The 22,868-nt window shown below is 62.8% G+C and carries 21 protein-coding genes; 9 read left to right on the top strand and 12 right to left on the bottom strand.

Annotated elements, in window-relative coordinates:
- Positions 1–15: 15 nt before the first annotated feature.
- The 5 genes from CAG22_RS22890 to CAG22_RS22870 all read right to left on the bottom strand — a co-directional run bounded on the left by CAG22_RS22890 (position 16) and on the right by CAG22_RS22870 (position 4,501).
- A complete protein-coding gene (locus CAG22_RS22890; protein WP_085706248.1) occupies positions 16–1,503 on the bottom strand; it encodes a type II and III secretion system protein family protein in 1,488 nt (495 codons plus the stop codon).
- Positions 1,504–1,590: 87 nt separating this feature from the next.
- The gene (gene cpaB / locus CAG22_RS22885; RefSeq protein WP_085590329.1) at positions 1,591–2,403 is read right to left on the bottom strand and encodes a Flp pilus assembly protein CpaB; all 813 of its coding nucleotides are present in this window, start codon (positions 2,401–2,403) and stop codon (positions 1,591–1,593) included.
- 12 nt (positions 2,404–2,415) lie between these two features.
- Positions 2,416–3,744 carry an AAA family ATPase gene (locus CAG22_RS22880; RefSeq protein ID WP_085706247.1) on the bottom strand — a complete coding sequence of 443 codons (1,329 nt, stop codon included), beginning with the start codon at positions 3,742–3,744 and terminating at the stop codon, positions 2,416–2,418.
- A 2-nt stretch (positions 3,745–3,746) separates the two neighbouring features.
- A complete protein-coding gene (locus tag CAG22_RS22875; protein ID WP_085706255.1) occupies positions 3,747–4,277 on the bottom strand; it encodes a prepilin peptidase in 531 nt (176 codons plus the stop codon).
- Between the two features lie 32 nt (positions 4,278–4,309).
- A complete protein-coding gene (locus CAG22_RS22870; RefSeq protein ID WP_054571983.1) occupies positions 4,310–4,501 on the bottom strand; it encodes a Flp family type IVb pilin in 192 nt (63 codons plus the stop codon).
- A gap of 448 nt (positions 4,502–4,949) precedes the next feature.
- Between CAG22_RS22870 and CAG22_RS22865 the strand changes: the two genes are divergently transcribed.
- Positions 4,950–5,828 carry a DNA-binding response regulator gene (locus CAG22_RS22865; protein WP_085692293.1) on the top strand — a complete coding sequence of 293 codons (879 nt, stop codon included), beginning with the start codon at positions 4,950–4,952 and terminating at the stop codon, positions 5,826–5,828.
- 4 nt (positions 5,829–5,832) lie between these two features.
- Here CAG22_RS22865 and CAG22_RS22860 read toward each other — a convergent pair whose 3' ends face one another.
- Together CAG22_RS22860 and CAG22_RS22855 are read right to left on the bottom strand one after the other, a co-directional pair.
- On the bottom strand, positions 5,833–7,056 hold the full coding sequence (locus CAG22_RS22860; protein WP_085706246.1) for an SAM-dependent methyltransferase: 1,224 nt from the start codon (positions 7,054–7,056) through the stop codon (positions 5,833–5,835).
- 208 nt (positions 7,057–7,264) lie between these two features.
- Positions 7,265–7,882, bottom strand: coding sequence for a TPM domain-containing protein (locus tag CAG22_RS22855; RefSeq protein WP_075046203.1), 618 nt, complete (start codon positions 7,880–7,882; stop codon positions 7,265–7,267).
- Between the two features lie 186 nt (positions 7,883–8,068).
- On the opposite strand from CAG22_RS22855, the gene bglX reads away from it, so the two are divergent.
- From bglX to CAG22_RS22830, 4 genes are all read left to right on the top strand, one after another.
- Positions 8,069–10,360, top strand: a complete 2,292-nt coding sequence (gene bglX, locus CAG22_RS22850; RefSeq protein WP_025340465.1) for a beta-glucosidase BglX — start codon at positions 8,069–8,071, stop codon at positions 10,358–10,360.
- Between the two features lie 147 nt (positions 10,361–10,507).
- Positions 10,508–12,265 (top strand): ATP-binding protein, encoded by a 1,758-nt coding sequence (locus CAG22_RS22840; RefSeq protein ID WP_085706245.1) that lies wholly within the window; start codon positions 10,508–10,510, stop codon positions 12,263–12,265.
- Complete coding sequence (locus tag CAG22_RS22835; RefSeq protein WP_085706244.1) at positions 12,259–13,593, top strand: sigma-54 dependent transcriptional regulator; 1,335 nt, start codon at positions 12,259–12,261, stop codon at positions 13,591–13,593. The genes CAG22_RS22840 and CAG22_RS22835 overlap by 7 nt, the downstream gene beginning before the upstream one ends.
- Before the next feature lie 279 nt (positions 13,594–13,872).
- Positions 13,873–15,192 (top strand): MFS transporter, encoded by a 1,320-nt coding sequence (locus CAG22_RS22830; RefSeq protein ID WP_075046206.1) that lies wholly within the window; start codon positions 13,873–13,875, stop codon positions 15,190–15,192.
- Between the two features lie 253 nt (positions 15,193–15,445).
- On the opposite strand, the gene CAG22_RS22825 is transcribed toward CAG22_RS22830, so the two are convergent.
- Positions 15,446–16,198: a membrane protein gene (locus CAG22_RS22825; RefSeq protein ID WP_025340470.1), complete on the bottom strand. Its 753-nt coding sequence runs from the start codon at positions 16,196–16,198 to the stop codon at positions 15,446–15,448.
- Positions 16,199–16,542: 344 nt separating this feature from the next.
- Between CAG22_RS22825 and CAG22_RS22820 the strand changes: the two genes are divergently transcribed.
- Entirely contained in the window at positions 16,543–16,830 is a 288-nt protein-coding gene (locus tag CAG22_RS22820) for a hypothetical protein (protein ID WP_085706243.1), read from the top strand.
- 118 nt (positions 16,831–16,948) lie between these two features.
- Complete coding sequence (locus CAG22_RS22815) at positions 16,949–17,554, top strand: flavin reductase family protein (protein WP_085614260.1); 606 nt, start codon at positions 16,949–16,951, stop codon at positions 17,552–17,554.
- Here CAG22_RS22815 and CAG22_RS22810 read toward each other — a convergent pair whose 3' ends face one another.
- Together CAG22_RS22810 and CAG22_RS22805 are read right to left on the bottom strand one after the other, a co-directional pair.
- The gene (locus tag CAG22_RS22810; RefSeq protein ID WP_015271637.1) at positions 17,555–17,821 is read right to left on the bottom strand and encodes a hypothetical protein; all 267 of its coding nucleotides are present in this window, start codon (positions 17,819–17,821) and stop codon (positions 17,555–17,557) included.
- A 130-nt stretch (positions 17,822–17,951) separates the two neighbouring features.
- Positions 17,952–18,245, bottom strand: a complete 294-nt coding sequence (locus CAG22_RS22805) for a putative quinol monooxygenase (protein ID WP_075046210.1) — start codon at positions 18,243–18,245, stop codon at positions 17,952–17,954.
- Between the two features lie 202 nt (positions 18,246–18,447).
- Between CAG22_RS22805 and CAG22_RS22800 the strand changes: the two genes are divergently transcribed.
- Positions 18,448–19,368 (top strand): AraC family transcriptional regulator, encoded by a 921-nt coding sequence (locus tag CAG22_RS22800; RefSeq protein WP_085706242.1) that lies wholly within the window; start codon positions 18,448–18,450, stop codon positions 19,366–19,368.
- Positions 19,369–19,503: 135 nt separating this feature from the next.
- Here CAG22_RS22800 and CAG22_RS22795 read toward each other — a convergent pair whose 3' ends face one another.
- A complete protein-coding gene (locus CAG22_RS22795) occupies positions 19,504–21,141 on the bottom strand; it encodes a 5-guanidino-2-oxopentanoate decarboxylase (protein ID WP_085706241.1) in 1,638 nt (545 codons plus the stop codon).
- A 114-nt stretch (positions 21,142–21,255) separates the two neighbouring features.
- Between CAG22_RS22795 and CAG22_RS22790 the strand changes: the two genes are divergently transcribed.
- The gene (locus CAG22_RS22790; protein WP_085706240.1) at positions 21,256–22,131 is read left to right on the top strand and encodes a LysR substrate-binding domain-containing protein; all 876 of its coding nucleotides are present in this window, start codon (positions 21,256–21,258) and stop codon (positions 22,129–22,131) included.
- Positions 22,132–22,229: 98 nt separating this feature from the next.
- On the opposite strand, the gene CAG22_RS22785 is transcribed toward CAG22_RS22790, so the two are convergent.
- Positions 22,230–22,844 carry an NAD(P)-dependent oxidoreductase gene (locus CAG22_RS22785; RefSeq protein ID WP_085706239.1) on the bottom strand — a complete coding sequence of 205 codons (615 nt, stop codon included), beginning with the start codon at positions 22,842–22,844 and terminating at the stop codon, positions 22,230–22,232.
- Positions 22,845–22,868: the final 24 nt, after the last annotated feature.

The following is a 22,868-nucleotide window of genomic DNA, read 5'->3' as shown; positions in this document are numbered from 1 at the left end:
GCTGGTTCTCTCCGATCAGTTCAGATCATGGCCAAAGTTGCCACCGCTGACACCGAGGCTGACGGGCACCGCGCGCCCCGGCTCACTGCCCTTGGTCTTGCCGAGCAGGTAGAAGTCCAGGTCACTGGGCTCGACGAACTTCTCAGTGGGCAGGCGCACCGCCTTGGCATCCACGGGCTTGGCGAGGTGCGGCGTCACCAGGATCACCAGTTCGGTTTCACCGTTGATGAACGATTGGCTGCGGAACAGGTGCCCGAGTATCGGCAGGTCCCCCAGACCCGGGAAACGGCTGACGAAATCGCGAGTGTTTTCGCTGATCAAGCCGGCGATGGCAATGGTCTGGCCATTGCCCAGTTCGACCGTGGACTCTGCGCTGCGCTTGGTCAGCGACGGAATAACCTGGGAAACTCCATCGCCCAGGATGCTGCTGAGGCCCGTGTCGAGTACCAGCGAGTTGGCGTTGGAAAGCTCGCTCACCGAGACATTCAGGTTGAGGTTGATACGCCCGGAGTCGAGCACCACCGGCAGGAATTTCACGCCGACACCGAATTCCTTGTATTCGATGGTGATGCCATCATCCTCGGTGATTGGCACCGGAAACTCGCCACCAGAAATGAACTCAGCCTGCTGGCCAGTCAGCGTGGTCAGGGTGGGCTCCGCCAGTACCTTGGCCGAACCATTGTCCTTGGACGCTTCCAGCACCACGTTGAAGAGGAAATCGTCGGACAGGAACTGGGCGAACAAGCCTTTGCCGCCACCAATCAGCGAACCTGGCGAAAGGATCGACCCGCCGCCTGGAGTCAGGCCCAGTCCTTGACCATTGTTGAACCCGCCACCGCTCCAGTTGCCGGATGATCCAAGGGCATTGAAGCGCACGTTAAGGTTCTTGATCAGGCTGCGCTGCATCTCTGCCACTTTGACTTCCAGCATCACCTGCTGGCTGCCACCGACGCTGAGCAGGTTGATCACCTCCAGCGACTGGGCCGGGGCCGCCTCGGCGGCTTCACCCTTGCCTTGCACCACGCTCGAGGTTTGCGCGGCATAGGTCTTGGCGACCTTCATTGCCGTGTCCATGGCAGCGGCGCTGCGCACCTGGCCACGCAGTACCAGCGCGCCCTGGGCGCTGAACACTTCGATGTTCTCCTCGGGCAGCAACTGGTGCAGTTTGGTCTTGAGCCCGGTGAGGTCATGCACGACCTCCACATCCATGGTCTCGATCAAGCGGTTGTTGTTGTCCCACAGCAGCACGTTGGTAGTGCCCAGGGAACGGCCGAGCAGGTAGAGCTGGGTCGGGCTGGTGATCAGGATATCGGCGATATCCGGGTTGCCGACCGAGATTTTCCTCACCGGCGTACGAGCACTGATCGTCCGCGACTTGTAGATGGGCACCTGGACCATGTTGGTGTTGGCCGCCGGCATGGCGCTGTATCCCGATCCTGGTTCTGCAGCCTGCGTCACACCGACGAACAGCAGCTGCGTACCCAGCCCGCACAACAGGTACATCCCTAGTCTCTGCAAAGTATTCATGCACAACTCCTTGCGAGGTATTCTTGTTCCTGCCGAAGGTTAACCATTCGGACGCCAGCTGCTTTAGAACCGTGCTTTCGCTACTTCAACTTCAGTCCCACGGATGATGGTGACCGCGCCACCGTCACTACTGCGATTTACCACCGGTCTTGTTTGGGGTTTGAATGCTGGCGTTGCAGCCTTCACCGGCTCGACAGCGGCAACGGCTGGCGCCTGCTTCTGAGCGTCCAGCGGGTTGCGCAGAGCCAATTGCAACTTCCCTTCGGATTGCGCCCTGACCAGCACCTCGGCCTCTTTGGCCGACATTTCCAGGGTCACGGCACGTACCACCACCGGCTGGGTCTTGTCCGTCCCCGCAGTCTGGTCCACGGCCAATACCCGGAGGTCCTGGAGGATGGTTCTGGACTCAGCGTCATTACTACCGCCATTGCTTTGCTTGGTTGCCAGAACATCGACTCGGTTACCCGGCAACAGGAACCCGCCCACCCCGACCACGTCATCCACACGCACCGAAATGGCGCGCTTGTCTGGAGCAATCAACGAAGCCAGGGTACTGCCACCCAGGTGCTCGGCCAGGCGCGCGCTACGCAGCACATCGCCGCGCAACAATGCAAAAGTGGCAATCTTGCCAACCACCTTTTCATTGCTGTCAAAGGCATCGTCAGGTACCGCATCCTTGGGCATGCGCACGATGGCGACTTGCTGCGCCTCGATCATCTGCCCGAACGGGATCTCCACCGTGGCGACCACCACGTTCTTCATGTTGTCATCCGGGGCGGCGTTGAGCCGACCATTGAGCCAGTTGTTCGCCATCAAGGCGGCGCCAAGCCCCAGGGTCAGGGACACGGCAACCAAGGTCAGCGTACGGGCACTCATGTCTGCATCTCCTTATCCAAGGAAGTCGATCTGCACGAAGTAGCTTTGCCAGGCCCATTTCAGCTCCTGCTCCGACACCGGCCCCTCGCCCCCCATGTAACGCTGGCGGTCAAGTGCCATGTTCAGCAGATCGCGAGGGTGGCAGGGCACCAGCGGCACGCCTTCTGCCTCGTACAGGGCCTGTAGCGCGTAACGCAACAGCAGCGGGTCGTAAGCCAGGCCCAGACGTTCGCATTCCTGACGCCAGATGCGTTCGTACTCATCGACTTTCAGGTAGCTGAACTGCAGCTTGTAGCCAATCCGCCGCAAGAAGGCTTCGTCAGCCAACTCCAGCGGGTTGAGGTTGGTGGAGAACACCAGCACCAGATCGAACGGCAGCTCGCAATGGCGCCCGCCACCCAGGTTGAGGAAGTCGCGCTTCTCTTCCATCGGCACGATCCAGCGGTTGAACAGTTCGGCCGGGGCCATGCGCTGGCGCCCCATGTCGTCGATGATGAACAGGCCGTTGCTGGCCTTGAGTTGCAAGGAGGCCTGGTACTGACGGGTACCGGGATCGAAGCGGACGTCCAGTTGCTCCATGCCCAACTCACCGCCAGTGATCACAACCGGGCGTTTGCAGCGCACCAGCCGACGATCGATTCCTTCGTTGAGCAACAGGCTGGTAGATTGGCTTTCTTCCTCCAGGCGCTGATGCACCTGGGGGTCGTATACCTCGATGACCGACTCGTTGATCTCGATGGCATGGGGTACCCAGATGGCTTCGGCGAACAGGCGGATCAGGCGGCTGCTGACGTAGGTCTTGCCGGTGCCTGCGGGGCCATAAATCATGATGGCGCGTCCGGAGTTCAGCGCTACCCCTAGCTGGTCGAGCATGCTCTCCGACAACACTACGCCCGCAAAGGCCTTGTGCATGTCCTGCGTACTGATGCGGCCATGGTGGATGGTCTGCAGCTTGAGCAGGTCACGATAGGCACTTACCGGGAAGGGCGCCGCGCCGATGTAGCCGCTGCGCGCCAGTGCATCACGGGCGGTACCGCGGCCGCGTTCGGTCAAGCCGTAACGCAGCACCTGCCCCCCCGTTTGCACACCGACCTGGCCCAGTACTTCAACGCGGCCATCCTTGCGTAGAAAAGCCAGTATCTCCTCCACCACCGCACCGGTCAGCGCCAGGCGCTCGACCAGGCGCGACAGATCCAGCGTACCGGCGTCGTACAGGTGCTTGCACAGCAAATCACCGAGAAAGCTTTCCGCCAGTCCAGTCTCACGGACTGTGCGAGGTTGTGGTGCCAGGCTCTGCACTGCGTCCTTGTCACAGGCACCGCTGTCTCTGAGTGCGTACATTTTCAGCCTCCTAGGCTAAAGGCCAGCGGTTGCCAGAAAAGGCTGACAAGGGTTCCGAGAAGAATTGCCACGGCGTATGGGAAGGGCTTTCCGGCCACCTCATCAGCCTCCGGCGCGAAATACGCCTGTGCTCTCAACATCAACCAGTAACGCGATAAGGTCATCGGTAATTGGCCACGCACTAGAATTAGAAGAAGACCACATAGACATCCGGCAATCAGACTCAGAAGTGCCGCGTTGAGCGCGCCGTTTAAAGGAAGAAAAGCGCCGACCATAGCCATCAGCTTGACATCGCCGGCAGCCATCCCACCCAAGGCGTACATTGGGAGAAAAATGGCGAAGGCAATCAGCCCCCCCAGCAACCCATAACCGAAACCACTGACTCCGGCGGAGTAAGCCTGACCAGCCAAGCCCAACCCCAGCCCCACCAGAATCAGGAGGTTGGGAATGCGGTGGCGACGAATGTCGCTCGCCACCGCGATACCCAGCAGCCCCATCAGCAAAACAGTCATAACCAACTGCTCTCTGGTCATCACCGCCTCTCCCTGCTGGATGATTATTTCTATTAGCACGCCGACCCTTTGATGGCAGTGCAAAGAGTCTGCATCTTTGTCTGCACTGCAGTTCCGAGACTAGTGAATATCCCAACAACAAGTGCCGTCACCAACCCACCAGCCACCGCATATTCCACAACGGTCAGGCCATCTTCATCTTTGACGAACTTCACGACCGAAGCCTTGATTGTTTGCAGAGTCATTTCGCTCACCTCGCTAAGGACATTGTTTTTCTTCGCGGGCAGTGGCGGTTGCACTACCTGTTGGGAATCCTAGTCAGGGGGAGGCGACAGTCGTTAGGAGATTTTTGCGAATCGCTAGGACTTTTTTGCGGCCATTGGCCAGCATCCAAAAATTCACAATGCCACCAGGAAAACAGGTAGCAAGTGTCAATATGAGAAGCACTTTCGTACGAATTTGCAGCCGGCTCAGGGAAAGGTTCTGGCACGTTTGTTCAAAGCCGACGAGCGGTCGCCATGATCAAAGACCAGCCTGGCTGCGGAACCTGTCTAACATCAGGGTTTTACAAAACGCATACAACCCCTTAAGCAAAAACGATCTAAGTTAATAACCAAATTGCTCGTCGAACCAATAGTGTTTTGACAATACTGCTGCTCGTAGGGAAACTCCCAGCACTAAGGTTAAGTCACGATGTCTAACCCGGGCACAAAGCCGCTGTTGTTGTGGTTCGATCTGACACGCGATCATTCCACCGAAGCGCTGATGGCACAGTTCAGTCATGTCTGCGATTGCAAACTGGCGAAGGCCGTCGCGCATTCCGAACGCCAGCAGGCAGACATGATCTGCATGCATTTCGATCGCCCCGACACCCTCAACCTCAACCTGCTGCTGGAAGTGAAACGCAACTCACCATCCATCCCGGTCACCATGTTCACCGTGCAGCACTCCGAAGAGTTGGCTGTCTGGGCCATGCGTTCGCGGGTCTGGGAGTATCTGGTATTGCCGCTGACAAGCGGTGAGAAAAGTCGCTACATCGATGTCCTCAAGCAGCTTTGCGACATACGCCGCGCCAGCAAGGCCTCAGGCAATGCGCAGCGCATCGATCACCTTCCCTCCCTGCCGGACAGCATTCGCCTGACCGGCGAACACCACAAGCACCAGGCGCTCAGCAAGGTCATGCCGTACATCGACCAGCACTTTCGCGAATGTGTCGATCAAAAGGACCTCGCGCAGCGTTGCGGCATGACCACGGCCCGCTTCAGCCGCCTGTTCAAGGAAGTCAACGGCGTTGGGTTTCTGGATTACATCCTGAGCAAGCGCATGAACCTGGCCATGGACCTGCTCGTCAACAGCCAGATGCCGATTACCAGCATCGGCTATGAGGCCGGCTTCAAGGACCCGTCCTACTTCGCCCGCACCTTCAAGCAGGTCAGCAACTGCACGCCCAGCGAATACCGCCAGGCCCGTCAGCTGGCAGCGACGGCCAGCGAAACCGAGCCCCTGAAAGATACGAATGCGCCACTTCTGGATAACGTGTTACCGAGTGCGGCGTTTCACAAGAGCCGCTGAAGGATCACACGCCAGGCAGCAACCCGTCCCCTCGCAACAACGTCTCCAGGCAATGCTCCTGCACCCCATAGAACGCCTTGAGCTGCCCGATCTTCTCCAGCAACGCGCCGTTGTCCCCTGCCTGGCGCCGCTTCACCGCAAGAATCATCTTGTTCTTGTTGGTGTGCTCCAGCGAGATGAACTCGAACACCTTGGTCTCGTACCCGCAGGCTTCCAGGTACAGCGCGCGCAGGCTGTCGGTCAGCATCTCGGCCTGCTGGCCCAGGTGCAGGCCGTACTGCAGCATCGGCTGCAACAACCCCGGGCTGTGCAGTTGCGGGCGGATCTGCTTGTGGCAGCACGGCGAGCACATGATGATCGCGGCGTTGCAGCGGATGCCGGTGTGGATGGCGTAGTCGGTGGCGATGTCGCAGGCATGCAGGGCGATCATCACTTCGATGGCCTCGGGCACCACGCTACGCACGTCACCACACTGGAACTCAAGGCCCGGGTGCTCCAGGCGCAAGGCGGCGGCGTTGCACAAGTCGACCATGTCCTGGCGCAGCTCGACGCCGGTTACCTGCGCTTCGCGGCCCAGGCTGTTGCGCAGGTAGTCGTGCATGGCAAAGGTCAGGTAGCCCTTGCCAGAGCCGAAGTCGGCCACCCGCAGCGCCTGCTGCGCTGGCACCGGGGCGCTGGCCAGGGCGTGGTCGAAGACTTCGATGAACTTGTTGATCTGCTTCCACTTGCGCGACATGGACGGGATCAGCGCGCCTTGTGCGTCAGTCACGCCGAGGTCACGCAGGAACGGCCGCGACAGCTCCAGATAGCGCTTCTTCTCGCGGTCATGGCCGCTGCTGCTGGCAGCTTCGCGCGGTGCCTGTGCGCCGTGGCGCTGGAGCATGGGCTTGCCCTTCTTGCTGAAGGTCAACTGCACTTCACCGTCGGCGTCGAACAGGTGCGCGTTACGGAAGCTGTCCGGCAGCAGCTCGGCGACCAGCGCCTGGGCCTGATCCAGCGCCAGGTTGCGGGTGATGTCGCGGGTCTGGTGGCGATAGACCAGCGACAGGCACGGCTGGCCCTTGACCTGCAGCGGCTTGGCAATGATCCGTTGCAAGGTCTGGTCTGCACCGACATGGCGCGCCAATACCAGTTTGACCAGGGTATTGCCATGCAGGGCGGCGTTCAGCAGGTCGAGAAACTGGGTGCGCGCATCCGGCGCGGATGGGGCAGAAGAACTGGCGGACATGGAAAAACGGTGCCTCGGATAGCGGGGAGCGCATGGCGCAATGCGCGCATTCTACAGGGTGCTCAACTTCCTGTGGGAGCGGGCTTGCCCTAATGCCAGTCAGTTAAGGTTTGCCTGTTTAATTGGGGCTGCTTTGCAGCCCTTCGCGGGCTTGCCCGCGAAGGGCCGCAAAGCGGCCCCAATTCGCTTGACTGACTGGCATTAGGGCTCAATCGAGAATCACCAACCGGTTGGGCAACTCGTTACGTGCATGGGTAGGCGGCACATGTTCGCTGAGCAGTTCGCCGCACGCCTCGATGCACTCTACAAAACCCTGCAAGGTGCGGCCCTGGCGTACCTGTTCGGCAAAGCGAGCGACGATGGCCGCGCGGGCGGTGGCATCCAGATGGTGTTCGATACCACGGTCGACCAGGATCTCCACATGCCGCTCCGCCTCGCTGACGAAGATCAGTACGCCCGTGGCACCAGCAGTGCGCTGCAGGTTCTGTTCGCGAAACTGCTGGCGGGCCAGGCGCGAGGCGCGCCAGCGGCGCAGGGCCCGGGGGATCAGCCAGCCGGCCAGGCGTGGGCTGCGCAGCAGCAGGCACAAGCCGACGAACAGCAGCACATTGGCCACCAGCAAGCCACGCACTCCGGGCCAACCCAGCAGCCAGTGCAACAGGGCCGGCACGGCCAGCGCCAGCACGGCGGCCCAGAACAACGGCCAGTAGGCGTAGTCATCGGCCCGGCGGGCCAGCACCGTTACCAGTTCGGCATCGGTGCGCCGTTCGGCACGGGCAATGGCTTCGGCGATCTGGCGCTGATGGTATTCGTCGAGGGGGGTCATGCCGTCGGTCTCTTGAGCGTTCTTATAGTTGTTGTCCCGGCATTCGGGGCTTCGTCCGCAGGCGACATATTCAGGCATAATCCGCCGCTGGAAGAAATGCCTGCAAATCGTACAACAATAGCCGCCTGAAAACTTCGGCCGCGCGCGTATCACCGTGGATACAGCAGAGGCCCCACAACGGAATTGATGATGAAACTGTCTTTGCTGGGCCTGGCCATGGGCCTTGCCAGTCAGGCGGCCCTCGCCGCCCCCTCCGCCCCGCCCCTGCAGGACAAGCAGGCGTTCATCGACCATCTGATCAGCCAGATGACCGAAGCCGAGAAGATCGGCCAGCTGCGCCTGATCAGCATCGGCCCGGAAATGCCCCGCGACAAGATTCGCGAGGAGATCGCCGCCGGCCGCATCGGTGGCACCTTCAACTCGCGTACCGCGCCCGAGAACCGGCCGATGCAGGACGCGGCCATGCGCAGCCGCCTGAAGATCCCGATGTTCTTCGCCTACGATACCGTCCACGGCGAGCGCACCATTTTCCCGATCGGCCTGGGCATGGCCGCGACCTGGGACATGGACGCCGTCGCCAAGGTCGGCCGCACCGCCGCCATCGAAGCCGCGGCCGACGCCCTGGACATGACCTTCGCACCGATGGTCGACATTGCCCGCGACCCGCGCTGGGGCCGCACCAGTGAAGGCTTTGGCGAAGACACCTACCTGACCTCGAAAATCGGCCAGGTGATGGTCCGCTCGTTCCAGGGCAGCAGCCCGGCCAATCCCGACAGCATCATGGCCATCGTCAAGCACTTCGCCCTGTATGGCGCGGTGGAAGGCGGGCGCGACTACAACACGGTCGATATGAGCCTGCCGAAAATGTACAACGACTACCTGCCGCCCTACCGCGCCGCGCTTGACGCTGGTGCCGGCGGGGTGATGGTGGCGCTGAACTCGATCAACGGCGTGCCGGCCACCTCCAACACCTGGCTGATGAACGACCTGCTGCGCAAGGAGTGGGGCTTCAAGGGCGTGACCATCAGCGACCACGGCGCCATCCAGGAGCTGATCCGCCATGGCGTCGCCCGCGATGGCCGCGAAGCCGCCAAGCTGGCGATCAAGGCCGGCATCGACATGAGCATGAACGACACCCTGTACGGCGAAGAGCTGCCAGGCCTGCTGAAGTCTGGCGAAGTGACCCAGGGCGAACTGGACCAGGCGGTGCGCGAAGTGCTGGGTGCCAAGTACGACATGGGCCTGTTCAAGGACCCGTACGTGCGCATCGGCAAGGCCGAAACCGACCTGAAGGACTACTACGGCAACGACCGCCTGCACCGCGATGCCGCGCGTGACGTGGCGCGCCGCAGCCTCGTGCTGCTGGAAAACCGCAACCAGACCCTGCCGCTGAAAAAGGCCGGCACCATCGCCCTGGTCGGCCCGCTGGCCGATGCCCCGATCGACATGATGGGCAGCTGGGCTGCCGACGGCAAACCAGTGCACTCGGTGACCGTGCGCGAAGGCTTGCGCCGCGCCGTGGAGGGCAAGGCCAAGCTGGTCTACGCCAAAGGTTCCAACGTCACCGGCGACAAGGCGATGTTCGATTACCTGAACTTCCTCAACTTCGATGCCCCGGAAATCGTCGACGACCCGCGCCCGCCTGCGGTGCTGATCGACGAGGCGGTGAAGGCGGCGAAGCAGTCCGATGTGGTGGTGGCAGTGGTGGGTGAATCCCGCGGCATGTCCCACGAGTCGTCGAGCCGTACCACCCTGGAAATCCCGGCCAGCCAGCGGGAGCTGATCAAGGCCCTGAAGGCCACCGGCAAGCCGCTGGTGCTGGTGCTGATGAACGGCCGCCCACTGTCGATTGCCTGGGAACGCGAGCAGGCCGACGCCATTCTGGAAACCTGGTTCGCCGGTACCGAAGGCGGCAACGCGATTGCCGACGTGCTGTTCGGCGATTACAACCCGTCCGGCAAGCTGGCCATCACCTTCCCGCGCTCGGTCGGGCAGATCCCGATGTACTACAACCACACCCGTATTGGCCGGCCCTTCACGCCGGGCAAGCCGGGCAACTACACCTCGCAATACTTCGAGGAGCCCAATGGCCCGCTGTACCCGTTCGGCTATGGCCTGAGCTACAGCAGCTTCGAGCTGTCGGGGCTGAAGCTTTCGAACAAGGACCTCAAGCGTGGCGACACGCTGGAAGCCAAGGTGACAGTGAAGAACACCGGCAAGGTGGCAGGCGAGACCGTGGTGCAGCTGTACCTGCAGGATGTATCGGCATCTATGAGCCGCCCGGTGAAGGAATTGAAGAACTTCCAGAAGCTGATGCTCAAGCCTGGCGAATCGCGCACGTTGAGCTTCCGCATCAGCGAAGAAGACCTGAAGTTCTACAATGGCCAACTGCAGCGGGTTGCCGAACCAGGGGAATTCAATGTCCAGGTCGGGCTGGATTCCCAGGCGGTGCAGCAGCAGAGCTTTGAACTGCTGTAACTGACCGGTTTGCCTGTACCGGCCTCTTCGCGGGCTTGCCCGCTCCCACAGGTACTGCACAAGTCCATCGGGCTGTGAATCTCCTGTGGGAGCGGGCAAGCCCGCGAAGAGGCCGGCCCTGATATCCCAATCATCCGGATCCGCCCCATGCCCTTTTCCGTTCGCGCCCTGCGTCTGGGGCTGATCACCCTGCTGATCGTGCTGGGCACCGCCTTCAGCGCCGGTTGGGCCATGCACCAGGCCAAGCGCCAGGCCATGGAAACCGACGCCCAGCGTGCCAGCCAGCAGTTGGGCCTGTACGCCAATGCCCTGCACACGCTGATCGACCGCTACCGCGCCCTGCCCGCCGTGCTGGCGCTGGACCCGGAGCTGATCGCCGCCCTGCGCGGCCCGATCAGCGAACCGGTGCAGGACGCCCTGAACCGCAAGCTCGAACGCATCAATGGCGCCGCCAACTCCTCCACCCTCGAACTGCTCGACCGCACCGGCCTGGCCATCGCCGCCAGCAACTGGCGGTTGCCCAGCAGCTACGTGGGCTCCAACTACGGTTTTCGCCCCTATTTCAAGCAGACCCGCAGCCAAGGCAGTGGCCGCTTCTACGCCGTGGGCGTGACCAGTGGCGTGCCGGGCTACTTCCTCGCCAGCGCGGTGAACGACGAGCATGGCCGCTTCCTCGGCGCCATGGTGGTGAAGCTGGAGTTCCCCGAGCTGGAACGCGAGTGGCGCCAGGGCAGCGACATCCTGCTGGTCAGCGATGCCCGCGGCATCACTTTCATCGCCAACCAGGACGGCTGGCGCTACCGCGAACTGCAGCCACTCAGTGGTGCCGACCGTGCCGAACTGGCCGAAACCCGTCAGTACGACAAGCAACCGCTGGTGCCGCTGCAGCACCAGGTGCTGACCCGCTTTGCCGCCAACAGCACCCTCAGCCGGGTGCAAGGCCCGGAGGGCAGCGCCGAATACCTGTGGGAAAGCCTGCCGCTGGAAGGTGAAAACTGGACCTTGCATCTGTTGCGCAAACCGCAGGTGGCCGCCGACGGTCGCAATGCCGCCCTCGGCGCCGCCGCCGTGTGGCTGAGCCTGGTGTTCGCTGCGCTGTTCGTCAGCCAGCGCCTGCGCCTGGCCCGCTTGCGCCAGCGCAGCCGGGAGGAGCTCAAGCGCCAGGTCGAGGAGCGCACCCGTGAGCTGCGCACCGCCCAGGAGGGGCTGGTGCAATCGGCCAAGCTGGCGGCGCTGGGGCAGATGTCGGCAGCCATGGCCCATGAAATCAACCAGCCGCTGACCACCCAGCGCATGCAGCTGGAAACCCTGCGCCTGCTGCTCGACCATGGCCGACATGACGAAGCACGCCAGGCACTGGAGCCGCTGGAGCAGATGCTCACACGCATGGCCGCGCTCACCAGCCACCTGAAAACCTTCGCCCGCAACAGCCCGGTCGGCCTGCGCGAGCGCCTGGACCTGGCCACCGTGGTCGACCAGGCCCTGCACCTGCTGGAAGCACGCATTCGCAGCGAAGAAGTGGAGGTAGCCCTGTACCTGGCGCGCCCGGCCTGGGTGCGCGGCGATGCCATTCGCCTGGAGCAGGTGCTGATCAACCTGCTGCGCAATGCCCTCGACGCCATGGCCGACAAGCGCTACAAACGCCTGGAGATCCGCATCGAGCCCGACGGCGAGCTGTGGCGCCTGAGCGTGCTGGATTCGGGTGGCGGCATTGCCGAGGCCGACCTGGCCAAGGTCTTCGACCCGTTCTTCACCACCAAGCCGGTGGGCGAAGGCCTGGGGCTGGGCCTGGCCATTTCCTACGGCATCGTCCACGAGGCCGGTGGCCAGCTGCAGGCCGAAAACCTGCCTGGCGGCGCGCGCCTGAGCCTTACCCTGCCCCGTGACCTGGAGCCTGTATGTTGAATTCAGTGATCGTCGTCGATGATGAAGCCAGTATCCGCACCGCGGTCGAGCAATGGCTGAGCCTGTCCGGCTTCAGCGTGCAACTGTTCACCCGCGCCGAAGAATGCCTGGCACACCTGCCACGGCACTTTCCCGGGGTAATCATCAGCGATGTACGCATGCCGGGCATGGATGGCCTGCAATTGCTCGAACGCCTGCAGACGGACGACCCCGACTTGCCGGTGATCCTGCTGACCGGCCACGGCGATGTGCCCATGGCAGTGGAAGCCATGCGCAGCGGGGCCTACGACTTCCTGGAAAAACCCTTTACCCCGCAGCACCTGCTGGGCAGCCTGCGCCGGGCCCTGGAAAAGCGCCAGCTGGTCCTGGAAAACCGCCGCCTGCACGAGCAGGCCGACCTAAAGTCACGCCTGGAAGGCACGCTGCTTGGCATGTCCCAAGGCCTGCAACAGCTGCGCCGGCAAGTGCTGGACCTGGCCAGCCTGCCGGTCAATGTGCTGATCCGCGGCGAAACCGGCAGTGGCAAGGAGCGCGTGGCCCGCTGCCTGCACGATTTTGGCCCGCGCGCCGACAAGCCGTTCGTCGCCCTCAACTGTGCAGCCATCCCCGAGTCGCTGTTCGAGGCCGAGCTGTTCGGCCATGAAAGCGGCGCTTTTACCGGTGCCCAGGGCAAGCGCATCGGCAAGCTGGAGTACGCCAACGGTGGCACGGTGTTCCTCGACGAAATCGAAAGCATGCCACTGGCCCAACAGGCCAAGCTGCTGCGGGTGATCCAGGAACAGAAGCTGGAGCGCCTGGGGGCCAACCAGAGCATCAGCGTCGACCTGCGCATCATTGCCGCGACCAAGCCCGACCTGCTCGAAGAAGCCCGCGCCGGGCGCTTCCGCGAAGACCTTGCCTATCGCCTGAACGTGGCCGAGCTGCGCCTGGCGCCATTGCGTGAACGGCGTGAGGACATTCCACTGCTGTTCGAGTACTTTGCCCGTGCCGCCGGCGAAAAGCTTGGCCGCGCAGCCCCGCCACTGTCGGGCGCGCAACTGGCGCAGCTGCTGTCGCACGACTGGCCGGGAAACGTGCGTGAACTGGCCAATGCGGCGGAACGCCATGCGTTGGGGCTGGGCTCACCGAACATCGAGGTGGCGCCTGCCGGGCAGTCGCTGAGCGAGCAGATGGAAGCGTTCGAGGCGCAATGCCTGCGCGCGGCGCTGCGCCAGCATGGGGGCGCGATCAATGCTGTGATGGAAACGTTGCAGCTGCCGCGGCGCACGCTCAACGAAAAGATGCAGCGGCACGGGTTGGTGCGCGAGGACTTCATTGGGCGGGAATGAGCGGAAATCCGCCTATCGCGCTCGGCCGCTAAGCAAATAACCGCTCATTAGCAGGATTCTTTTGGGGCTGCGTTGCAGCCCTTCGCGCGCACGCCCGCTCCCACAGGGAAACACAAAGAGTCAGACGTCACGCGGTCCCCGTGGGAGCGGGCGTGCCCGCGAAGGGGCGCGCAGCGCCCCCATTTGAAGCCCAACGCACCCATTTGGCACACCTTCTGCAATTGCCTTGGCAAGCTGCGCCACGGCGCGCTCCACAAAAACAACGAGAAGGTATCCCTGATGGATAATGCCACCTCCCTGCCAGCCGGGGCGGCCACCGCGCCTGCCACAGAAAAAACCACCGCCAGCCGCCTGAAGTCGATCTTCAGCGGGTCCATCGGCAACATGGTCGAATGGTACGACTGGTACGTCTACGCCGCATTCTCGCTGTACTTCGCCAAGGCCTTCTTCCCGGCCGGCGATTCCACCGCACAATTGCTCAATACCGCCGCGATCTTCGCCGTGGGCTTCCTCATGCGCCCGATCGGTGGCTGGCTGATGGGCCTGTACGCCGACCGCAAAGGCCGCAAGGCCGCATTGATGGCCTCGGTGCTGCTGATGTGCGCCGGCTCGCTGGTCATCGCCCTGACCCCGGGCTACGAAACCATCGGCGTCGCCGCGCCAATCCTGCTGGTCATCGCACGCCTGCTGCAGGGCTTGTCGGTGGGTGGTGAATACGGCACCTCGGCCACCTACCTCAGCGAAATGGCCAGCAAGGATCGCCGTGGCTTCTTCTCCAGCTTCCAGTACGTGACCCTGATCTCCGGCCAGCTGATCGCCCTGGCGGTACTGATCGTCCTGCAACAGACCCTGACCACCGAGCAGCTGTATGCCTGGGGCTGGCGCGTACCGTTCGTGATCGGTGCGCTGTGCGCCGTGGTGGCCCTGTACCTGCGTCGCGGCATGGAAGAAACCGCCTCCTTCACCAAGAAGGAAAAGGCCAAGGAAAGCCTGATGCGCACCCTGCTGCGCCACCCCAAGGAGCTGATGACCGTGGTCGGCCTGACCATGGGCGGCACCCTGGCCTTCTACACCTACACCACCTACATGCAGAAGTACCTGGTCAACACCGTGGGTATGAGCATCAGCGACTCGACCACCATCTCGGCCGCGACGCTGTTCCTGTTCATGTGCCTGCAGCCGGTGATCGGCGGCCTGTCCGACAAGATCGGTCGACGCCCGATCCTGATCGCCTTCGGTGTACTCGGCACTCTGTTCACCGTACCGATCCTCAGCACCCTGCACACCATCCAGACCTGGTGGGGCGCGTTCTTCCTGATCATGGCGGCGCTGATCATCGTCAGCGGCTACACCTCGATCAACGCCGTGGTCAAAGCCGAGCTGTTCCCCACCGAAATCCGCGCCCTGGGCGTGGGCCTGCCGTATGCCCTGACCGTGTCGATCTTCGGCGGCACCGCCGAGTACGTGGCCCTGTGGTTCAAGAGCGCCGGCATGGAGAGTGGCTTCTACTGGTACGTCACCGCCTGCATCGCCTGCTCGCTGCTGGTTTACGCGACCATGAAGGACACCAAGCAGCACTCGCGGATTACCACTGAGTGAGTGTGAGCTTGCGGTAATGAAGAAGGGCGCCCCGTTTTCGGGGCGCCTTTTTTCATACATGCGAATGCGTCATTGCAATCCAGGTGTACGGTTTGAGGGCTCCAGCGCATGCGAGACGCACCGCGCGGACGAGCAACAGCGCAAACATCAAGCCATACCTCCGAAGCCTTCTGAGCCGATTAGAAATCCTATTCGGCTCACCATGTGAGCCGAATAGCCCAGTTAATCGGCTCACTGGTATCGGAAAGCAGGCTCAGGACATCTCCAACGCCTGACGCGGCTCACGGCGCTGGTACCAGGTGGCCATCAGCACCAGTACCAGCAACACCCCGCCCAGCACTGCCGAAGAGCCGACCGTGCCGAAGTCCAGGCCACCCTTCTCGTGGGGCTTGGTGAGGAAGTCGCCCAATGTGGCGCCGAACGGGCGGGTAAGCACGAACGCAACCCAGAACAACACCACGCCAGGAATGCGTGTCCAGTAGCGGGCCACCACTACCAAGGCGATGGCACTGCCGATCAAGAGTGCACCACCGGCAAAACCGAGCCCCGAGTCATCTGCCAGGTAATCGCCCAGCGCCGTGCCGAGGGTGTTGGAAAACAGGATCGCCACCCAGTAGAACAATTCGCCCGTGCGGTTCTTGATGCGGGTGACATCCAGCGGGTTGCCGCTCAGGCGCCATACCAGGAAGGTCAGCAGCAGGATGCCGATGAGGATGGCCGAACCCGCGGCGTAGCCCAGGCCCAGGGTGCGGTCCATGAAGTCGGACATGGTGGTGCCGGCAGTGCTGGTGGAAAGGATCACCAGCCAGTACAGCATCGGGTGGTAGCGGCGCGAGTACAGCTGGCCGAGCAAGGTCAGCAGGAACACGCTGATCAGCAGCAGCGAGCTGAGGGCATAGCCGATGTTCAGGGTCATCGACAGCAAATCACCCGCCGTTTCGCCAAGGGTGGTAGCGCAGATCTTCATGACCCAGAAGGCCAAGGTGATTTGCGGAAGTTTGTTCATTGTTGTGCCGCTCCGGTTTGAGGTGCGGCGATGGTGCTGAGCAGCATTTGAAAAATCGGTTGGTGATGTATGAAAAATGCGTTGAGCAGCCTTCAATGACAGATTTTTCATCCTTAACGCCCCATTAATTCCATCCCCTCAAGCTGCAATGGCTGGCAGAACGTCGGCGCATCGGCGGACACATTCTGAGCCAGAACCGCTGCCAGAGCCCCAAGATGCGCGCCAACACATATCTAATTATTCGATTTTTAAGCGCTATTATTTGCGCTTTTTAATCAAGTTAATCGGCGTAGGATTAAACCCATAGAAACAAAACAACCTCAAGAACCCCTGGAGCAACGACCATGAAAAACAAACTGATCCTCACCCTGGCCCTCTCGGTTTTCGCTGCTGGCGCCTTCGCCGAAGATGGCTTCAACCGCACCAACGCCCACACCTTCGCAGCGACCCAGAGCCAATCCGCTGCCTACGCTGAAGATGGCTTCGACCGCACTGGCGGCCAGCGTTTCGCCGAAGACGGCTTCGACCGCACCGGTGGCCAGCGCTTCGCCGAAGACGGCTTCGACCGCACCGGTGGCCAACGTTTCGCCGAAGATGGCTTCGATCGCACCAACGCCCACCGCATCAGCTGATCCCTGATGCGAGCACCCAGCCCGGCTTCGGCCGGGCTTGATCATTTGCAGGCGGGCACAGGCTTGGCACACTAGGCGCCTTGTCCACCAGGAGGTAGGGCCAGCAAGCCCAGCACAGATGTATTACTACGAACCCGCCAAAGGCCACGGCCTGCCCCACGACCCGTTCAACGCCATCGTCGGCCCCCGCCCTATCGGCTGGATCTCCTCACAGGACCGCGAAGGCCGCCTGAACCTGGCGCCCTACAGCTTCTTCAATGCCTTCAACTACATCCCGCCGATCATCGGTTTCTGCAGCGTCGGGCGCAAAGACAGCCTGAACAACATCGAGCAGACCGGCGAATTCGTCTGGAACCTGGCAACCCGCCCGTTGGCCGAGCAGATGAACCAGAGCTGCGCACCGGTTGCCGCCGAGATAAACGAATTTGAATTGAGCGGCCTCACCGCCAAGCCGTCGAGCATCGTCAACGTGCCGCGTGTCGGCGAAACCCCGGTGGCCTTCGAGTGCAAGGTCAGCCAGATAGTCCAGCTCAAGCGGGCCGACCAGGAACTGGTGCCCAGCTGGCTGATCCTGGGTGAAGTGGTGGCGGTGCACATTGCCGAGCACCTGTTGAAGAACGGTATCTACGATACCGCTGCCGCCGAGCCGATCCTGCGTGGCGGTGGCCCGGCAGACTATTTCGAGCTGGGCAACCTGTTCAAGATGGCCCGCCCGCCGGCCTGATCACCAGATCAGCTCACCCTCTTCGCTGACGCCCTGCAGGCGTTGCAGCTCGGCGGTGGCCGCTTCGTCAGCGGCCACGGCGCCCTTGAACACCTGGCCGTCGAGAATCTTGTGAAAGCGCGGCGCGCCGCCCATGCCCAGGGCCTTGACCGCGATGGCCGCGTTGTAGCCGCCACCTTCCACCGGGACCATCGCCGAAACCGCTTCGAAATGCGGGAATTCCCTACGTGCCATGTTGCTATCTACCTGGTTGATCAAGGGCAGCATCTTACCCTATTCATCTGTACCGTCCCTATCGCCGGCAAGCCAGCTCCCACAGGTACTGCACCGCCCTCAAGACCTGTGATGACCCTGTGGGAGCTGGCTTGCCGGCGATGAGGCCAGAACAGGCAATACCTCAATCAAAGGTATGCAGATCCAGGCTGCTGACCACCTGTTCCTGCACCAACTCACCAAACACTTCCAGCGTCGGCGAAGCAAAGTAACCAGTCATCGCCTGCTGGTCTTGCCAGCTGCCACTGAGCAACCATAAATCGGCATCAGCCTGCGAACGCTGCACCGTGAAACTCAGGCAGCCCGGTGCCCGCAACGAGGGCTCGAGCAGGTCACGCAGGCGCGCGCCCAGCTCCGCCGAGCGCCCGCTGCTGGCACGGATGAAAGCAAGGTGGGTGACCGGTTGTGTCGGGGTCATTGCACAATCTCCTTGAAGCAGGCGGACGGAAAAGCCAGGCTGCCAAGGTTAGGGCCTCACCCGCGCGACGCGTTAGGCCAATACTGCTCACCGATTGCCTGATCCTGCAGCGCGGCAGGATCAGGCAATCGGCGTGCAGCTTTTGACTAGCGCCCGCCATTGCCCAAACCTATGCTGCGTCGGTCAGCAGAGGAAAGCCATCATGACCACCGCCACGTCCATCGACCCGAGCCTGGAACTGCAACGCCAGGAGCTCGCCGAGCTGATCCGCCGCCACGCCGGGGAGCCCCACGGCGCGGCATCGGCCATCGATGACCTGTACCTGGTGCGCTACACCGAAAACGTGCGCTCGGTACCGACCCTCGCGCAACCCGCGCTGTGCATCCTCGCCCAGGGCAGCAAAAGCCTGTTCCTGGGTGACGAGCAGTACGCCTACGACCCGCTGCACTACATGGTGGTCTCGGTAACCTTGCCGCTTAGCGGCGTAAAGCTCGACGCCAGCCCCGAGCACCCGAGCCTTGGCCTGCGCATGGACCTGGACCCGGCCGAAATCAGCCAGCTGATCGCCGAAAGCGGGCCGATGCTGGTGCCCAACCGGCCTTCCGGTCGTGGCTTGTATGTGGAAAGAACCGATGCCGCGTTGCTCGACGCCTTGCTGCGGCTGATACGCCTGCTGGACACCCCTCGCGACATCGCGATGCTCGCGCCGCTGTTCCGTCGGGAGATTCTGTACCGCCTGCTGCGCGGGCCGCAGGGCTATCGGTTGTACGAAATCGCCTTGGCCAACAGCCAGACCCACCGGGTTTGCCAGGCCATCACCTGGCTCAACCAGAACTACCAGCTGCCTTTGCGCATCGAGGACCTGGCGCGGGAGGTCAACCTCAGCACCTCGACCTTGCACCACCGGTTCAAGGCCGTGACGTCGATGAGCCCGTTGCAGTATCAGAAGCAACTGCGCCTGCAGGAGGCGCGGCGCTTGATGCTGAATGACGGGCTCGAGGCAGCGGTGGCTGCCTACCGGGTGGGGTATGAAAGCCCGTCACAGTTCAGCCGTGAATACAGCCGGTTGTATGGCGCGCCGCCGATTCGTGATGTGGCCAGGTTGCGGGCGACTGCTGTCTGAAGTTTTGACTGGCAGTGCCGGCCTCTTCGCGGGCTTGCCCGCTCCCACAGGTACAGCACAGCGTTCAGAGCCTGTGCAAAATCCTGTGGGAGCGGGCAAGCCCGCGAAAGGGCCGGTACAGACAATAGCTTCACTTCAACCCAACACAGCCCCCTGCCACTGATTCTGGTCAACCTGGATCAAGGTCGGCCCCTTGCGCTCCACTGCCTGCCCCAACGCCACCTGCAACTGCGCCACATCTGCCACCTGCTCCGCCGCCGCGCCCAGGGCCCGCGCCACACCGATGAAGTCCGGCGTATGGATATCCACCCCGACCGGCTCGATGGCCCGGTTGACCATGTACTTCTTGATTTCCTCGTACCCCTGGTTGTTCCACAGCAGCACGATCAGCGGCACCTGCGCTTCCACCGCGCTGGCCAGCTCCGGCAAGGTGAACTGCAAACCGCCATCACCAATCAGGCACACCGCAGGCGCACGCTCACCGACCTGCTCCGCGCTGCCCAGCCAGGCGCCCATGGCCGCCGGCAATGCATAACCCAAGGTGCCGTAGCCGGTCGAGGCATTGAACCAACGGCGTGGCTGGTCCATGTCCAGGGTCAGGTTGCCGGTGTACACCGGTTGGGTCGAATCGCCCACCAGAATGGCATTGGGCAGGCGCTCGAGAATTGCGTTCAGCAAGCGCGTCTGGCTCAGGGTCGGCTGGTCCCAACCCGCCGCCAGTGCCTGGCGCAGCTTGGCCACCCGGGCGGCCCCCCACGTACTTTCACTCACGGGTTGCGGCAATGCCTGCAAGGCGCCAAGCAGCGCCTCGGCGGCCAGTTCGGCATCGGCGACCAGCGACAGCTCCGGCAGGTAATTGCGCACGGTCTGGTCCGGGTCGATGTCGATGCGCAACAGGCTGCCCGGGATCTCGAAACCACCTTTGAAGGTGACGTCATAGTCGGTTTCGGCCAGTTCGGTGCCGATCGCCAGCACCACATCGGCCTCGGCCACCAGCGCCCGCGTGGCTGGCAGTGACTGGGTCGAGCCAATCTGCAGCGGGTGGCTGGCCGGCAGCAGCCCCTTGGCATTGATGGTCAGCGCCACCGGCGCCTGCAGGTGTTCGGCCAGGCGCGCCAGCGCAGCGCCCGCGGCCAATGCGCCGCCCCCGGCCAGGATCAATGGTCGCCGTGCATTGGCCAGGCGCTCGGCCATCTGCGCCACGGCCTGCGGCGCTGCCCCCGCCCGGCTGCTGCGCACCACGCGCCCCGGCAGCAGGTGGTCGGCCGGTTCGACCAGCACGTCGAGCGGGATCTCGATATGCACCGGGCGCGGCCGGGCGCCTTCGAATACGGCGAATGCCCGGGCCAGCACCTGCGGCAGGTCATCGGCACTCATCAGGGTGTGGGAAAACGCCGCCACACCCGACACCAGCGCTGCCTGGTTGGGCAACTCGTGCAGCTTGCCGCGGCCACCGCCCAGCTGGTCGCGGGCCTGCACGCTGGAAATCACCAGCATCGGGATCGAGTCGGCATAGGCCTGGCCCATGGCGGTGGTGATGTTGGTCATGCCCGGGCCGGTGATGATGAAGCACACCCCGGGCTTGCCGCGGGTCCGCGCATAGCCGTCGGCCATGAACCCGGCACCCTGCTCGTGGCGCGGGGTGACATGGCGGATGGACGAGCCCGCCAGGCCGCGGTAGAGCTCCACGGTATGTACACCAGGAATGCCGAAGACATGGTCAACGCCATAGCCTTCAAGGAGTTTTACCAGTACTTCGCCGCAGGTTGCCATCGGGTTTCACCATGAATCTTGGTTGGGTTATGCCCTTATTGGACCCAGCCACGGCTATCGCCACAATGCAAAAAAACACATACTAGCCATGTCCTGCAATCATGGCTCAGCACAATGAAACGCCTCCCGCCCCTGCCCGCCCTGCATACCTTCCTGGTAACCGCCCAGCACTGCAATTTCACCCGTGCCGGGCAGCAGTTGCATATCACCCAGGGCGCCGTCAGCCGACAGATCGCGGCCCTCGAAGAGCATCTGGGTTATACCTTGTTCCAGCGCCAGGCCCGTGGGCTGAGCCTGACCCGTGAAGGCCAGGACTGGCTGCCAAGGGTGCAGCAGGTGTTCGCGCTGATCGAACAAGGGGTGCGCGAGGTGGGTGGGCGCAGCACTACCTTGCAGCTCAAGGCACCGACCTGCGTGATGCGCTGGCTGCTGCCACGCCTGATGGAATGGCAGGCGCTACGCCCGGATGTGCCTGTAGAGCTGACCACCACGGTGCAACATGGGGTGGACTTTCGCCGCGAGGGTTTCGATGCGGCGGTGGTCTATGGTGAGGCGCCGAACCATGGGCTGCGCGTGCGCAAGCTGTTCGATGAGCAGCTGACGCCGGTGTGCGCGCCGTCATTGCGCCAAGGGCCGGTACCGTTGCAGCAGGTCGAAGACCTGGCGCAACACATGCTACTGCACCCGTCGCGGGATGAGCATGACTGGCGGTTATGGCTGCAGGCAGCCGGGGTGACGCTGGGCACTTCAGGGCCGAAGCAGCATTTCGAGACGCTGGACATGGCGATGGCCATGGCCTCGCAGGGGACCGGCGTGGCCATCGGCGACTGGTCGCTGATCGGCGATGACTTGCGCGGGGGGCGGTTGTGCATGCCGTTTGCGCTGAAGGTGATGACCGGCAAGGGGTATTACCTGGTGAGCCAGGCCAAGAGCTTGCCGGCGGGGCTTGTGGAGTTGCTGGATTGGCTGGAACACCAGGCCAGCCAGTGAGGGCCTCTTCGCGGGCACGCCCGCTCCCACAGGTACAGCACAGATTCCAAGACCTGTGCTTCACCTGTGGGAGCGGGCGTGCCCGCGAAGCAGGCGACTCAATACCCGACCGTGAACCGCTGCCGCGAATGTTGCGGCTTTTCCAGTTCCTCGAGCATGGCAATCGCGTAATCGGCAAAGGTGATCCAGCTCTTGCCATCCGCGCCGATCAACAGATGATCCTTGCCCAGCTTGTAATGCCCGCTGCGCTCACCTTCAACGAACTCCGCCGACGGCGACAGGAAGGTCCAGTCCAGGTTCGGCTCCCGTTGCAACGCTTCCAGAAAACGCACCCCGGCAGTGGCCTCGGCCTTGTATGCCTCGGGGAAGTCCGGGCTGTCGATCACCCGATGCCCAGACGGCAGCAACAGGCTGCCGGCCCCACCCACCACCAGCAGGCGCCTGACCCCGGCCCGCTTGACCGGTTCGATGATGGCGTGTGGCTCGATGGTCGAGAAATGCGCCGCACTCAGCACCGCATCCACACCCGCGACCGCCGCTTGCAGGGCCGCGCTGTCCTTGGCATCCAGCGCCTTGACCGTCACCCTGTCCCGCCCCTGCAACCGGGACGGGTCGCGGGCGATGGCCAGCACACTGTGGCCACGGCGCAGGGCCTCTTCCAGCAACTGGCTGCCAGCGCGGCCAGTGGCACCGATGATTGCAATCTTGCTCATGGGATACTCTCCATCAGTTGAACG

Source organism: Pseudomonas sp. B8(2017) (assembly GCF_002113575.1).
Classification (GTDB): Bacteria; Pseudomonadota; Gammaproteobacteria; order Pseudomonadales; family Pseudomonadaceae; genus Aquipseudomonas; species Aquipseudomonas putida_Z.
This window is presented reverse-complemented; position numbering and strand designations above follow the sequence as displayed.